Origin of the sequence: Nocardia sp. NPDC056541 (assembly GCF_042794235.1) — a bacterium.
GTDB lineage: Bacteria > Actinomycetota > Actinomycetes > Mycobacteriales > Mycobacteriaceae > Nocardia.
Genome location: NZ_JBHTUD010000002.1, coordinates 129,125 through 142,612, shown reverse-complemented (window position 1 = coordinate 142,612; position 13,488 = coordinate 129,125). Strand labels below are relative to the sequence as shown.

At 68.5% G+C, this 13,488-nt stretch carries 11 protein-coding genes; 5 read left to right on the top strand and 6 right to left on the bottom strand.

Annotated features, from left to right (window positions below):
• Nucleotides 1-37: 37 nt before the first annotated feature.
• Genes ACFQ9R_RS03580 through ACFQ9R_RS03570 form a run of 3 tightly spaced genes read right to left on the bottom strand, consistent with a single transcriptional unit; the run spans nucleotide 38 to nucleotide 2,777 of the window.
• Nucleotides 38-1,090, bottom strand: coding sequence for an ABC transporter substrate-binding protein (locus tag ACFQ9R_RS03580; RefSeq protein WP_378988673.1), 1,053 nt, complete (start codon nucleotides 1,088-1,090; stop codon nucleotides 38-40).
• A 3-nt stretch (nucleotides 1,091-1,093) separates the two neighbouring features.
• Complete coding sequence (locus ACFQ9R_RS03575) at nucleotides 1,094-1,981, bottom strand: ABC transporter permease (RefSeq protein ID WP_378988671.1); 888 nt, start codon at nucleotides 1,979-1,981, stop codon at nucleotides 1,094-1,096.
• The gene (locus tag ACFQ9R_RS03570) at nucleotides 1,971-2,777 is read right to left on the bottom strand and encodes an ABC transporter ATP-binding protein (protein ID WP_378988669.1); all 807 of its coding nucleotides are present in this window, start codon (nucleotides 2,775-2,777) and stop codon (nucleotides 1,971-1,973) included. The genes ACFQ9R_RS03575 and ACFQ9R_RS03570 overlap by 11 nt, the downstream gene beginning before the upstream one ends.
• A gap of 166 nt (nucleotides 2,778-2,943) precedes the next feature.
• Here ACFQ9R_RS03570 and ACFQ9R_RS03565 point away from each other — a divergent pair, with 166 nt between their 5' ends.
• From ACFQ9R_RS03565 to ACFQ9R_RS03555, 3 genes are all read left to right on the top strand, one after another.
• A complete protein-coding gene (locus ACFQ9R_RS03565; protein WP_378988667.1) occupies nucleotides 2,944-4,686 on the top strand; it encodes an ATP-binding protein in 1,743 nt (580 codons plus the stop codon).
• Entirely contained in the window at nucleotides 4,683-5,360 is a 678-nt protein-coding gene (locus ACFQ9R_RS03560; protein WP_378988665.1) for a response regulator, read from the top strand. Before ACFQ9R_RS03565 ends, ACFQ9R_RS03560 begins: the two co-directional genes overlap by 4 nt.
• Nucleotides 5,361-5,487: 127 nt before the next feature.
• Complete coding sequence (locus ACFQ9R_RS03555) at nucleotides 5,488-6,327, top strand: class I SAM-dependent methyltransferase (RefSeq protein WP_378988663.1); 840 nt, start codon at nucleotides 5,488-5,490, stop codon at nucleotides 6,325-6,327.
• Between the two features lie 21 nt (nucleotides 6,328-6,348).
• Here the strand turns inward: ACFQ9R_RS03555 and ACFQ9R_RS03550 are convergent, their stop codons facing one another.
• Together ACFQ9R_RS03550 and dxs are read right to left on the bottom strand one after the other, a co-directional pair.
• Nucleotides 6,349-7,212 (bottom strand): 3-hydroxyacyl-CoA dehydrogenase NAD-binding domain-containing protein, encoded by an 864-nt coding sequence (locus ACFQ9R_RS03550; protein WP_378988661.1) that lies wholly within the window; start codon nucleotides 7,210-7,212, stop codon nucleotides 6,349-6,351.
• 106 nt (nucleotides 7,213-7,318) lie between these two features.
• Complete coding sequence (gene dxs / locus ACFQ9R_RS03545; protein ID WP_378988659.1) at nucleotides 7,319-9,217, bottom strand: 1-deoxy-D-xylulose-5-phosphate synthase; 1,899 nt, start codon at nucleotides 9,215-9,217, stop codon at nucleotides 7,319-7,321.
• Between the two features lie 317 nt (nucleotides 9,218-9,534).
• On the opposite strand from dxs, the gene glsA reads away from it, so the two are divergent.
• Together glsA and ACFQ9R_RS03535 are read left to right on the top strand one after the other, a co-directional pair.
• Nucleotides 9,535-11,343: a glutaminase A gene (gene glsA, locus ACFQ9R_RS03540; RefSeq protein WP_378989123.1), complete on the top strand. Its 1,809-nt coding sequence runs from the start codon at nucleotides 9,535-9,537 to the stop codon at nucleotides 11,341-11,343.
• Nucleotides 11,344-11,416: 73 nt separating this feature from the next.
• Nucleotides 11,417-12,088 (top strand): SIMPL domain-containing protein, encoded by a 672-nt coding sequence (locus tag ACFQ9R_RS03535; protein WP_378988656.1) that lies wholly within the window; start codon nucleotides 11,417-11,419, stop codon nucleotides 12,086-12,088.
• Here the strand turns inward: ACFQ9R_RS03535 and hpnE are convergent.
• Nucleotides 12,069-13,463 carry a hydroxysqualene dehydroxylase HpnE gene (gene hpnE, locus ACFQ9R_RS03530; RefSeq protein ID WP_378988654.1) on the bottom strand — a complete coding sequence of 465 codons (1,395 nt, stop codon included), beginning with the start codon at nucleotides 13,461-13,463 and terminating at the stop codon, nucleotides 12,069-12,071. The genes ACFQ9R_RS03535 and hpnE overlap by 20 nt on opposite strands.
• Nucleotides 13,464-13,488 lie beyond the last annotated feature (25 nt).

Here is a 13,488-nt window from a genome sequence, read left to right as displayed (position 1 = left end):
CGACCCCTGCCATGAGCCACGGCAGGGGTCGATGGTGTTACTGGGCCGGGGTTCGGTGCGCTTGTTCGACGAATTGGTTGGTGTAGGTGGGTTCGAGGTCGATGCGGTCCCGGACGGGGGCCACATTGCGGGAGTATCGGCCCAGGATGCGGAGGACGTTCTGGGCGCCTTCGGGTTTCATCAGGCCGTCGCCGTTGAACATGCCGATCGAGTCGCGGATGGATTTCGCGTAGAGGGCGGGGTCGCTGCCGGCGTATTGGGACGGCATCTTCGCGGCGATCTCGTCGGGGTTGTGGGTGTCGATCCAGCGCAGCGTCTGCACGAAGGCGTTGGCCAGTTTCTGGACGATTTCCGGGTGCGCGGAAACGGTGTCGCACTTCATGTACAGCGATGAGGCGGGGTACAGGCCGCCGAGTGCGGCGCGGGTGCCTTCCTCGTTGCGCATGTCGGTGAGGATCTTCGCGTCACCGGACTGGACCATTTTCGCCACGGTGGGGTCGGTGGTCATGCCCGCGTCGATGCCGTCGTGGTTCATGCCCGCGATGAAGGTTTGTCCCGCACCGACTTTCACCCTGGTGTAGTCGGAGGTGCTCAGACCCTCCTGACCGGCCAGCGCCTGGGTGAGGAAGTCGGTCGACGAGCCGAGCGAGGTGACGCCGAGGTTGCGGCCGCGGAAGTCGGCGGGCGAGCGGATGGTGTCGGCGTCGGCGGTGGAGACCAGTTCCACTTCGCCTGGCACGTCAGCGAATTGGACCACGGTCTGCAGGCACTGGTCTTTGGCCTGGAGGTCGATGGTGTGGTCGTAGAAGCCGACCACGGCCTGGACGTCACCGGTGAGCAGGGCGGTTTCGGCGCTGGCGCCGGACTGTTCACCGAGCAGCTTCACGTCGATGTCGTTGGCCTCGAACGCACCGAGCTGCTGGGCGAGCATCGCGGGCAGGTAGATCACCTTCTCTAGACCGCCGACCATGATGGTGATCTGGGGCCTGCCGTCGGCCATCGGGATGGACCGCGAATCGCGGCATCCGGTGGCCAGCAGCAGCGAACTGATCGCGAGCAGCGCCAGTGCGAAGGGCTTGCGGTATCTCATCGTCTACACCCCGTGACCCGACTGTGCCTGCGAGGGACGCCATTTCAGCAGGCGCCCTTCCGCGAAGCCGATGAGCGATTCCGCGATCAGGGCGACCACGGTGATGATGATCATGCCCGCGTAGATGCCTGCCGCGTCGAAGGTGCCCTGGGCGTTGGAGATCAGCAGGCCCAAACCTTTACTGGCACCGGCGTATTCACCGACGACCGCGCCGATCAGCGCGAACCCGAAGGCGGTGTGCAGGCTGGACAGGATCCAGGTCGTGGCACTGGGCAGCACGATGGAGCCGAGGATCTGACGTTTACTCGCACCCAGGATGCGGGCGTTGTTGATGACATTGCCGTCGACTTCCCTGGCGCCGGTGAAGGCGTTGAAGAACACGGCGAAGAACACCAGCACCACCACGGTCGCGACCTTGGAACTCAGACCCAAGCCGAACCAGATGATGAACAGCGAGGCCAGCACGATGCGGGGCACGGCGTTGAGCGCCTTGATGAACGGGGCGAGCACGTCGGCCCAGTAGCGGCTGCGGCCGAGCAAGGTGCCCAGCACGACACCGGCGACGGTGCCGATCACGAAGCCGAGCACGGCTTCCTGCACGGTGGTGAAGATCTGCAGCCAGATCGACCCGAACTGCGTTCCCTCGGTGAACCATTCGACCAGCCGATCCCAGATCAGGGAGGGCTTGGAGTAGAAGAACGGGTCGATCCAGACGCTGGCGACCAGCTCCCACGATCCCAGCCACAGCACGATCAGCGCGGCCCGTAGACCCCACACCCGCAGCTTGGACTTGCGGTTCTTGGCCTTCACCCGGGCCAGGATCTGCTCCTCGGATTCCGCCTCGACCTCCGGCGCCGTCGCGGCGATCGCGGTCATCGTCTCAAGCGACACGGGTCGCTCCCTTCGTGCGAGCCGCCTCGACCTGATCGCGCAGCGTTTCCCAGATTTCCCGGTAGAGGTCGCGGAATTCCTCGGTGAGGCGCACCTCTTCGACATTGCGCGGACGTTCGAGGGTGACGCGGAAGTCACCGCAGACGGTCGCGGGGCTCGCGGTCATCACCACGACCCGGTCGGCCAGGGCGATGGCCTCCTCGAGGTCGTGGGTCACGAAGATCACCGCGGCGTCGGTGCCTGCCCACACGCGCAGCAGTTCGTCCTGCATGAGCTGGCGGGTCTGCACGTCGAGCGCGCTGAACGGCTCGTCCATGAGCATGATCTCGGGTTCGTTCACCAGGGTCTGGGCCAGTGCGACGCGCTTGCGCATGCCGCCGGAGAGCTGGTGCGGATAATAGTCCTCGAATCCGGCAAGTCCCACGATGCGCACCCATTCGGCGGCCTTCGCCTTCGCCTCGGCTTTCGACACGCCACGAAAGCGCGGGCCGAGCGCGACATTGTCGAGCACGCTGCGCCACGGCAGCACGGCATCCTGCTGGAACATGTAGCCGATGCCGTCGGGGATGCCGTCGACATCCTTGCCGCGCACCAGCGTGCGCCCCGCCGAGGTGGGCTCGAGGCCCGAGACCAGGGAGAGGGTGGTGGACTTGCCACAGCCGGTCGGGCCGACCACCGCGACGAATTCGCCTGGCGCGACGGTGAAGTCGATGTTCTTCACCGCGGTGTGGATGCCACCGTCGGTTCCGGGAAAGCGCTTCGTCGCGCCCCGGAGTTCGATGAGTGGATTGCTCATTGCTGCTCCTGTGTCCAGCGCCGCCTTGGTGTGATGCGCGGCCGCTATCGAAAGGTAAGTGTTGTGGGTCACAGAGCGCGCGCTTGTGCGCACAACCGGCGCAAGCAGCGATACGGACGTTGTGCGCATTGTGCTCATGGCCACCGGGGGTGCCTACACTGAGCCGGTGAGGCTGTTCCCCCGTGGTGTCCGGCTGCGGACGCAGATCGTGTTGCTGCAGGTCGCGCTGGTGGCGTTGATCCTGGGGCTGGCGTTCGGGGTGTTCGCCTACCTGAGCGATCAGCGGTTGTCGGCCGAGTACGGGCAGCGGGCTCTGGCCATCGCGCGCACCGTCGCCAGTGATCCGGTGGTGCGCGAGGAGGTCGCCCGGTACGCGGCGCTGGAGCCGGGGCCATTGCTCCGCGCGGAGCTCGCGAGCGGGGAACTGGAGCAGACGGCCGAGGCGGCGCGCCTGCGGACGGGGGCACTGTTCGTGGTGATCACCGATGACGCGGGGTTGCGGTTGGCGCATCCAGACCCGGCGCGGCTGGGTCAGAAGGTGAGCACGGATCCCTCGGAGGCGTTGGCAGGGCGCGAGGTGGTGATTCGCGAGCACGGCACACTCGGCGACTCGGTGCGGGCGAAAGTGCCGGTGCGCGAGCCCGGTTCGGATCGGGTGGTGGGCGAGGTGAGTGTCGGCATCTCCACCGAGGCGGTGAGCGATCAGCTGGTGAGCGACCTGCGCCGGGCCGCCGTCCTGGTGATGGGCGCGCTGTTCGCGGGGATCGCGGGGTCGGTGTTGCTGGCACGGCGGTGGCACGGGTTGACCCTGGGCTTGCAGCCCGCCGAGCTGGCCGAACTGGTGCGCGAACAGGATGTGGTGCTGCACGGGATCGGCGTGGGGGTGGTCGCGGTCGATGCCAGGTGGCGCACGACGGTGATCAACGACGAGGCGCGCGCCCTGCTCGGAATCGCCGGGGACAGTGGACGTTCGGTGGATTCGATCGGGCTCACACCGCGCGTGCTCGAGGCGTTTCGCGCCGCCGACGGGCAGCCGGTGCAGGCGGCGGTCGGCGATCGGATCGTCGTGGTCACCGCCAGGACGGTGACCCGCGAGGGGCGCGCGCTGGGGGCGGTGCTCGATGTGCGCGATCGGACCGATGTGGAGTCACTGACCCGGCAGCTGGACGCGGTGCGGTCGATGAGCACGGTGTTGCGGGCGCAGCGGCACGAGTTCGCCAACCGATTGCACCTGCTCAGTGGGTTGCTGCACGGCGATCGGCCCAGCGAGGCCGCGAAATACATCGACGAGCTGCTCGGGTCGGGGCCGCTCGGTGCCGCGATGCCGGGGATCGATGCGGTGCGCGATCCGTATCTGCAAGCGTTTCTCGCCGCCAAGGCCGCTCATGCCAGGGAGAACGCGGTGTCGTTGCGGCTGGGGCCGAGCACCTGGGTGGACGCGAATCTCGGTGCGCCGGTGGATGTGACGACAGTGCTGGGCAATCTGCTCGACAATGCCATCGATGCCGTGCGCGTCGTCGAAGCCGCCACGGGGCCGGACATGCCCGCCGAGTTCGACGCACACATCCGCGATGATTCCGTGGCGGACGAGTCCGGCGCGCAAGCCCGCGCGCTCGTCGAGGTCGAGTTGGTGCAGGAGGGATCCACGCTGCACATCACCGTCGCCGACAGCGGCCCGGGAATCGGACCGGAATTGGTGGATTCGCTGTTCGCCGACGGGGTTTCGACGAAACACGGTGGCGGGGTGCCAGGAGGTCGCGGGGTGGGGCTGGCGTTGTCGCGGCAGGTCGCTCGGGCGCTCGGTGGCGATGTGTGGTTGGCCTCGGCCGCCGGCGCCGGTAAACAACTGAGCGGGGCGGAGTTCATCGCGCGCCTACCCGGCGTGCTCAGCGAGGGAGAAGTGTCGTGAACCGGCCCGACTACACCGTGCTCGTGGTCGATGACGACTTCCGGGTGGCGAACATGCATGCCGGAATCGTCGGCGCGCTACCCGGATTCGTCGTCGGCGCGGTCGTCAACACCGTTGCCGCCGCCCGGCAGGCACTCGCCACGACCGCCATCGATCTCGCCTTGGTCGACGTCTATCTGCCGGATGGTTCGGGCATCGACCTGGTACGCGAATTGCACTGCGACGCCATGATGCTCACCGCTGCCACCGAATCGGCCACGGTCCGCGCCGCCTCGGCGGCGGGAGCGCTGGCGTATCTGGTGAAACCGTTCGATCACACCGTCCTCGCCGCCCGCCTGGCCGGCTATGCCCGTTACCGCAGAATCCTCGCCGTCCCCGAGGTGAGCGCACGCGAGGTCGACGCGGCACTCGACGCGCTGCGGCCCACCCCGGCCACCCCGGACCGGGGCTCCGCCGCCGCCTCCCCCACCAGGGAACTCGTACTCCGAGCGGTGCACGGGGCAACCGCCCCGATGTCGGCGGGCGAGGTCGCCACCGCCATCGGAATCTCGCGGGCCACCGCCCAGCGCTACCTGGCTGCCCTCGTCACCACCGCCGATCTGCGCATGCAACTTCGCTACGGCACCACCGGCCGCCCCGAACAGGAATACTCCCCGATCCGCCGCGCGCCCTGAGCGACGCGACCAGTCTCGGCAACCCGATGCGTGCCGAGAGACCCGGCGGCACAAAATCAGTCGACCCACGGTGGCCCGACAACTAGCGTTGATCCTCGCCGTCACACCGCCGTCGAAAGGTCATGCCGTGCTCGAAGCCGAAGCGATCGCCGCCAACCGCGCGAATTGGGACGACCGGGCCGACGTGCACGCGCGTTCGCGGATGTACGACGTCGACGCCTTTCTGGCCGATCCGGACGACATTTCCTCGGTGGTGCGCAACGATCTCGCGGTACTGGCCCCGCACCTACCGGAATCCGGGATCCGGGGGCGATCCCTGCTGCATCTGCAGTGTCACATCGGGACGGACACCGTGTCCTGGGCGCGGTTGGGCGCGATCGAGGTGCACGGACTGGATCTGTCGCCGAACTCGCTGCGGCACGCCGCGCGGATCGCCGTGGCCGACGGTCGCGACATCACCTGGGTCGAAGGTGACGCGCGGTTCGCCTCTTCCCTGCTCGATCGGCGCTTCGACACCATCGTGACCAGTGCGGGAACCATCGTCTGGCTGCCGGAGCTCACCGCGTGGGCGCGGTCGATCCATGACCTGCTCGAACCGGGCGGGGTGTTCGTGATCCGCGACGACCATCCGATTCTGGGTGCGATGCAGTTCGAACCGTGGGAGATCGACGACGATTATCTCGGCGGTGGCGGCGCTCGCAGCTACTCGGACTCGGGGACCTACACCGAGGAATCCGAAGGGCAGATCGCGCACACCACCAATCACGAGTGGCGCCACGACCTGGGCGAGATCGTCGGCGCGCTGCTCGGAGCCGGGCTCGTCATCGAGGCGCTGACAGAGCTGCCCACTATGGACTGGCCCGCGTTCGCCGATCTCGTGCCCTGCGAGCAGGGGTGGACATTGCCCGACGGCGCACCGCGCATCCCGCTGAATTTCGCCGTCGTCGCCCGGCGGCCCGGCCACTAGGCACCGTCGAGCCGCGCAGTCTCAGGCACCCTCGCCGAGGGCGCGCAGGATCGCGCGGGTCTTCTCGTCGCGGGCCGTCACGCCCTGCTCGTACTGCTGCTCGCCGTTGCCGTACGCGGCGTCGACTTGCTGGACCACCATGCCCATGGCCGACTTGTCCGGTGAGCCGATGTCGAAGGTCATCTGGGAGCCGACGTTGTCCATCAGGTGGCGGATGCCCGCGGGGCCGCCGCCGAGGTTCATGCCCTCGAACGGGCCGACGGTGGCCCAGCGCAGTCCGAGCGAAGCTTTGACCAGGTCGTCGAGGTCTTCCGCGGCGATGACGCCCTGTTGCACCAGGTAGATCGCCTGGTCGTTGAAGACCTTCTGCAGGCGGTTGCCGACGAAACCAGGGATCTCGCGCTGCAACCGGATCGGTGTCTTGCCCAGCTCGCGATAGACCGTCATCGCCCGGTCCACCGCCGCATCGGCGGTCTTCGCGCCGGGAACCACCTCGACGAGGGGCATCAGGTCCGCCGGGTTGAAGGGGTGGCCGATCAGGATGCGGCCGGCCGCGGAGCTGCCCTGGGCGATGTCGGTGGGCAGCAGCGAGGACGAGGAGGAGGCGAGCACCACGTCGTCGGCGGTGGCGGCGGCCAGCTCGGCGAAGACCTCGTGCTTGAACTCGAGCCGTTCCGGGCCCGCCTCCTGCACATAGTCGACGCCCTCGGCGGCCGATCCGGCCTCGGCGTGGGCGGTGACCGGCAGACCCGACAGATCGTCGGCCACGATCTGTTCGAGGTCGGGTCGCGGATCGGCCAGTGCGACGTCCCAGCCGCCCCGGGCGAAGAGCCTCGCCCAGCCGATACCGATCACGCCCGCCCCGACGATCGCCACCTTCGCCATGAGCTCTCCCGCCGATCGGAATCCCGAGTGGACCGTTCGGCAGCGAGGGTACGCAACGCCCGAGGCGGACAACGCCCGACACGCGGCGGGCGTTATCCGGCTCTGATCAGCGTGATTGCAGCCAGCCGCCGATTCGCTGGGCGATGGCGTCGGGGGTGAGGCCGAGTTCTTCGAGGATCTCGTTGCGGGAGGCGTGGTCCAGGAACTGCTGGGGCACACCGAGATCGCGGGTGGGGACGTCCAGGCCCGCGTCGCGCAGGCGAGCGGAGACGGTGGAGCCGATGCCGCCGTGCAGGCCGCCGTCTTCGACGGTGACCACGAGGCGGTAGTTCTCCGCGAGCTTGACCAAGGTGTCCGACACCGGGATGACCCAGCGCGGATCGACGACGGTGACCGAAATGCCTTGGGGTTCGAGGAGTTCGGCGACCTTCATCGCGGTGTCGGCGAAGGGGCCGACGGCGACGATCAGGACGTCACCGTGCTGGGACTGGGCGGAGCCCGCACCGGGCACGGCCAGTCGCAGCACATCCAGCCCGTCGAGACGTTCCACGGCCGTGATGTCCTCGGCGACACTGCCTTTCGGGAACCGCAGCACGGTCGGGCCGTCGGAGACGGCGAGCGCTTCGGCCAGCTCCTCCCGCAACGTGGCACCGTCGCGCGGGGCCGCGACCCGAATGCCGGGGATGATGCCCAGCAGCGAGAAGTCCCACATGCCGTTGTGGCTGGCGCCGTCGGGGCCGGTGATACCCGCGCGATCCAGCACGACCGTGACAGGCTGCTTCAGCAGTGCCACGTCCATCAGGAGCTGGTCGAACGCGCGGTTGAGGAAGGTGGCGTAGATGGCGACCACCGGGTGCATACCACCCAGCGCCAGACCGGCGGCCGAAGCCATGCCGTGCTGCTCGGCGATGCCGACGTCGAACATGCGCTCGGGGAAGCGTTCGCCGAACGCGGCCAGGCCGGTAGGGCCCGGCATGGCGGCGGTGATGGCGACGATGTCGTCGCGGCGCGCACCGTGTTCGATGAGCTCCTCGGAGAACACCGCGGTCCAGCCCTTGGCCTTCTTGCCCGCCAGCGGGCGGCCGGTGAGCGGGTCGATCGGGTCGCAGGCGTGCATCTGGTCGGCGACGTGGTTCTCGGCGTGCTCGTAGCCGTTGCCCTTGCGGGTGACCACGTGCACGACGACCGGACCGCCGAAGTCCTTGGCGCGCCGCATCGCCGCCTCGAGCGCGACGAGATCGTGGCCGTCGACCGGGCCGACGTACTTCATGCCCAGATCGGAGAACAGTTCCTGCGGGCTCACCGCGTCTTTGATCCCGGCCTTGAGCGCGTGAACCATCGAGTACGCCGAATCACCCACGGCGGGAATGCTTTTCAGGATGCGTTTCCCGGCGTCGAGCGCGTGCTCGTAGGCAGGCTGGGTACGCAGGGCGGTCAGGCGGTCGGCGAGCCCACCGATCGTGGGGGCATAGGAACGGCCGTTGTCGTTGACCACCACCACCACCGGGCGATCGGGCGCACCCGCGATGTTGTTGAGCGCCTCCCAGCACATACCGCCGGTGAGCGCGCCGTCCCCGACGATCGCGACCGGGGTGCGGTCCTGATCGGTGAGCGCGAACGCCTTCGCGAGGCCGTCGACGTAGGACAGCGCGGCCGACGCGTGTGAGGACTCGACCCAGTCGTGTTCGCTCTCGGCGCGGCTCGGGTAGCCCGACAGACCGTCACGGCTGCGCAGCGAGTCGAAGCGATCCTTGCGACCGGTGAGGATCTTGTGCACATACGCCTGGTGGCCGGTGTCGAAGATCAACGGATCGGCGGGCGAATCGAAAATCCGGTGTAAGGCGATGGTCAGCTCGACCACCCCGAGATTGGGGCCGAGATGGCCTCCGGTGGCGGCGACCTTCTGCACCAGGAACTCGCGGATCTCGTCCGCCAGTTCCCGCAGCTGCGGCACGCTCAGCCGGCGCAGATCTTCGGGTGAATCCACCCGCGACAGCACTCCCACCTGAACTCGCTCCCTCCGGACTACATTGTGATCAGCCCAGTGTATTTGCCCGCGGGACGGGCACAGGCTCGCGGGCCCTTCCCAGCACGGGCACGGCGAGCGCTACGGTCGCGACGACGATACCGCCGCAGGCCCGGTGAACAGGACGCGCGGGCGGAAATCGTCTTCGACCAAGGCTTACCTCACCGAGTTCTGGGCTGTGAGGACAATCTCCCCCGCGCGTCCAGGACCGGGCCACCAGCGCTGCGACCTACAGTGACGCTGTGACTCGACCGCACGGCGCGACGCGCACGATCGACCCGGGTGTGGTGGCGGGCATGCTCGACGAGGTGTACGCGGTCTGTCGCGACGACACCTCCGGCGCACCCGCCGACTACATCCCCGAGCTCGCCGCCGTCGCACCGGATTCGTTCGGACTGTGCCTGGCGACCGCCGACGGGCTCGTCTACCAGGTCGGCGACACCGGCATCGGGTTCACCATCCAGTCCATCTCCAAGCCGTTCACCTACGCGCTGGCGCTGGCCGATCGCGGACTCGACGGGGTGGCCGAGCACATCGACGTGGAGCCGTCGGGTGAACCGTTCAACGAGATCAGCCTCGAACCCGACACTCAGCGCCCGAGCAACCCGATGATCAACTCCGGGGCCATCACCGCGGCCTCGCTGATCGACGGCCGCGACGCCGCCGACAAGTTCGAGCGGGTCCGTCGCTGCTACTCCCGCTTCGCCGGACGCGAGTTGACGATGAACGAGGCGGTCTACGAATCCGAAGCCCGCACGGGGTACCGCAATCGGGCGATCGGGTACATGTTGCGCTCGGTCGGCATCATCGACGTCGATCCGGACGACGTGGTCGACCGGTACTTCCGGCAGTGCTCGATCGAGATCACCTGCACCGATCTGGCCGTGATGGCGGCGACCCTGGCCGACAACGGAGTCAATCCGAAGACTCGTGAACGGGCGCTGTCGACCTCGCTCACCGAACGGGTGCTCAGTGTGATGACCACCTGCGGCATGTACAACGCCGCCGGTGACTGGGTGACCACGGTCGGGCTGCCCGCCAAGAGCGGGGTCGGCGGCGGGATCATCGCGGTGCTGCCCGGTCAGCTCGGGATCTCGGTGTATTCACCGAGGCTGGACGGGCAGGGCAACAGTGTGCGCGGGGTGGCGGCGTGCCGGGAGCTGTCGCGGCGGCTCGAACTGCACTTCTGTCACGTGACCCGATCGGCGCGCACCGCGATCCGCGCCGACTACTCGGTCGCGCAGCTGCCGTCGCGACTGCGCCGCACCCCCGAGGACGCCGAGGTGCTGGCCGCCCATGGTGACCGTGCGCGGGTCTACGAGCTGCACGGCGATCTGTTGTTCGCCGGTGCCGAACGGGCGGTGCGGGCGATCGAAGGCAACGCCGACGAGCTCGACGCGCTGGTGATCGACCTGCGCCGGGTCGGTGAGGTGAGTCAGGTGGCTCGCGGGATGGTCGAGCAGTTGCAGGCCGAGCTGGTGCGCCGGGGCAGCCGGGTGGCGCTGGTCGATCCCGATGCCAAGCTCGGTCACGAGGTGTCGAGTCTGGATCCGGACGATCCGCGCGGGCGGGTGTTCGTCGATCGCGACACCGCGACCGAATGGTGTGAGGACATCGTGCTCGACCGGCATCGGCCGCCGGGAACGCGGGCCGCCGCGTCGATCGACCTCGACGAGCATCCGCTGCTGGTGGGACTCGCCCCCGCCGACCGGGACCGGCTGTGCGCGGATTTCGTCGCCCGCACCTTCGCCCGCGGCGAGGTGATCGCCGAGCGCGGCGAGCCACGGTCCGGGCTGTATCTGATTCTCGCCGGGCGGGTGCGGGCCACCTTCGCCGGTACCGACGGGCGGGTGCACCGGTTGGTGACGTTGTCGTCGGGGATGTCGTTCGGCGAGATCCCGATGTTGACCGGCGAGAATTTCGTCAACGACATCGTCGCCGAGACCGGGCTGCGGGTGGCGGTGATGAGCGCGGCCGTGTTCGACGAGCTCGCCGAGCAGCACCCGCAACTGAAACTCGCCCTGCTGCAACGGCTCGCGGCCGGGGCGTACGCACAGATGGAAGCCACTGTCCGAACCATCTCGGGCAACGCCGAGAATTACTGACCGCCCGGCGGAACTCGGTCCTCACGCGAGACGTTGAGCAGCACAGCAGCCTTCGACCGACAGGAGTACCGCGGTGAGCAAGAAGTCCTGGCAGGCGAGCACGACCACCTTCGGGCGCGGCGTGGTGCGCGCGGTCCCCGATCTGATCCGGTTGACGTTGTCGGTGGAATCGCGCGCCGACACCGTCGCCGGGGCCTACGGGCGTGCCGGTGACCGGGTGAGCGCGGTCGTCGCGGCACTGCGAACCGCCGGGGTGAGTGACGCGGACATGGCCACCAGCGGCCTGAGCGTGCGCACCGAAACCGCCTACACCGACAACGGGCGCAACGAGATCGCCGGATACCTGGCCTCCACCGGCCTCAGTGTGTCGCTGCGCGAAGGCACCGGCATCGACCCCGCCGAAACGGTCGCCGCCGCGGTGAACGCGGGCGGCGACGACGTCCGCCTCGGCGGCCTCACCCGGGGCGTCGCCGACCCGGCCCCCCTGCTCGAGCAAGCCCGCGACGCGGCCTACGACGACGCGAAGGCGAAAGCCGAGCAGTACGCGACCCGCGCCGGGGTGAGCCTGGGCGCCGTCCTCCAGATCACCGAGGACACCTCGCCGCCGACGTCCCGGGCCTACGACATCAGCGCGGAAATGGACTCCTCCCCCATGCTGATGGCCCGGGCCGGCTCCCCGGTTCCCGTGGTCCCCGGCGAAACCGAAGTCGGCGCAAGCGTCCGCGTCACCTGGGCCCTCGACTAGCGCGGCCGGTCCACTCCGGCTGCGCGAGCAGCGCTTCGACGGCGCGTTCGGCACTCTGGACGGCGCTTTCCATCGTGGCGCACCAGTCCGTGCGGGTCCAATCGCCGGCCAGCATCAGGTTCGGGACCGAGGTGCGCTGGTCGGGGCGCAGGTTGTCGGTGCCGAGAACCTGGGAGAAGGTCGCCTTCGGCATCTTCACCACATGACCGGTGACGACCTGAGCGTCGGCGGCTTCCGGGTAATAGCGGCGGATGAGATCCATTTGCTCGGCGACGATCTCGCTGTTGCTCTTGTGGATCTGCTCGTAGGCGCCGCTGGTCGTCAGGCAGTACAGCCAGGTGCCATCAGGCGCGCGCTGATGCATGCGCTGCCGGTCGAAGACCTGATCGATCACTCCGGTGCCGCCGATCAGCGCCTCCATGGCCGACTTGGTTTTCAGCGGCCGGTCCAGATACAGGTTCGTGCTCACGATCGGGGTGAACCCCAGTTTGTCTGCGGCAGCGTAGATTTCGGCGTGTTCGGGCAGGTCGTCGAGGAGCCCGCCGATATTGGTGTTCGGAACCGCGCAGATCACCGCGTCGGCGTCGACGACCGAGCCGTCCGCCAGCTGCACCCCGGTCGCCTTGCCGTCGACGATGACGACCTTGCGGGCCACCGCCCGGTAGCGCACGTCGACCCCGTGGCGTTCGAAAACCTTCTCGGCACCGGCGATGTAGAGGGTGTCCAGATCCACGGTGGGGTAGCCGATCGTCACGCCTGTGCGCGTCCGCATCCCGATCCGGACCCCGGTGGCCAGCACATCGGCGAACACCTTCGCCGACTCCCTGTCCACCGGTTCCGCGGCGATGCCGAGCGCGAGCCAATCCCACAGGGCCTCGCGCGCTTTCGGCGGCATCGCCAGCCGCCGGAACCACTCGTCGGTGGTGATGTCGGCGAGGTAGGCAGGCTGCCACAGCGCTTGGCGCACCAAGGTGAGCGCGGAACGCAGCGCACGCAGCCGCTCCAGCGGTCCCGCGTCGGGATGCGCACCCATCAGTGTGCGCACGGCCGCGAAACCCTTGGTGTGCAACATGACTGCGCGACCACCCGGCCAGCGCAGGCTCCCCGCGCCGGGGAATTCCACGTGGTGCCGCGTGCCCACGCTCTCCAGATACCGCCACAGGCTCCGGTATCCGCTGGCCACCACGTGCTGGCCGTTGTCGGCGAGGTCGTCCACCTCGGCGACCCGCATCGCCTGCGTGCGGCCGCCGAGCCGACCTCGCCGCTCCAGCAGGGTCACCTGTTCACCGGCTTCCGCCAGCCATACGGCGGCGGCCAGCCCGGCCAGCCCACCCCCGATGACAACGAACCGGCGTGCGTCGTTCACGTCCACCATTGAGACAATGTAGCGCGAACTCTCT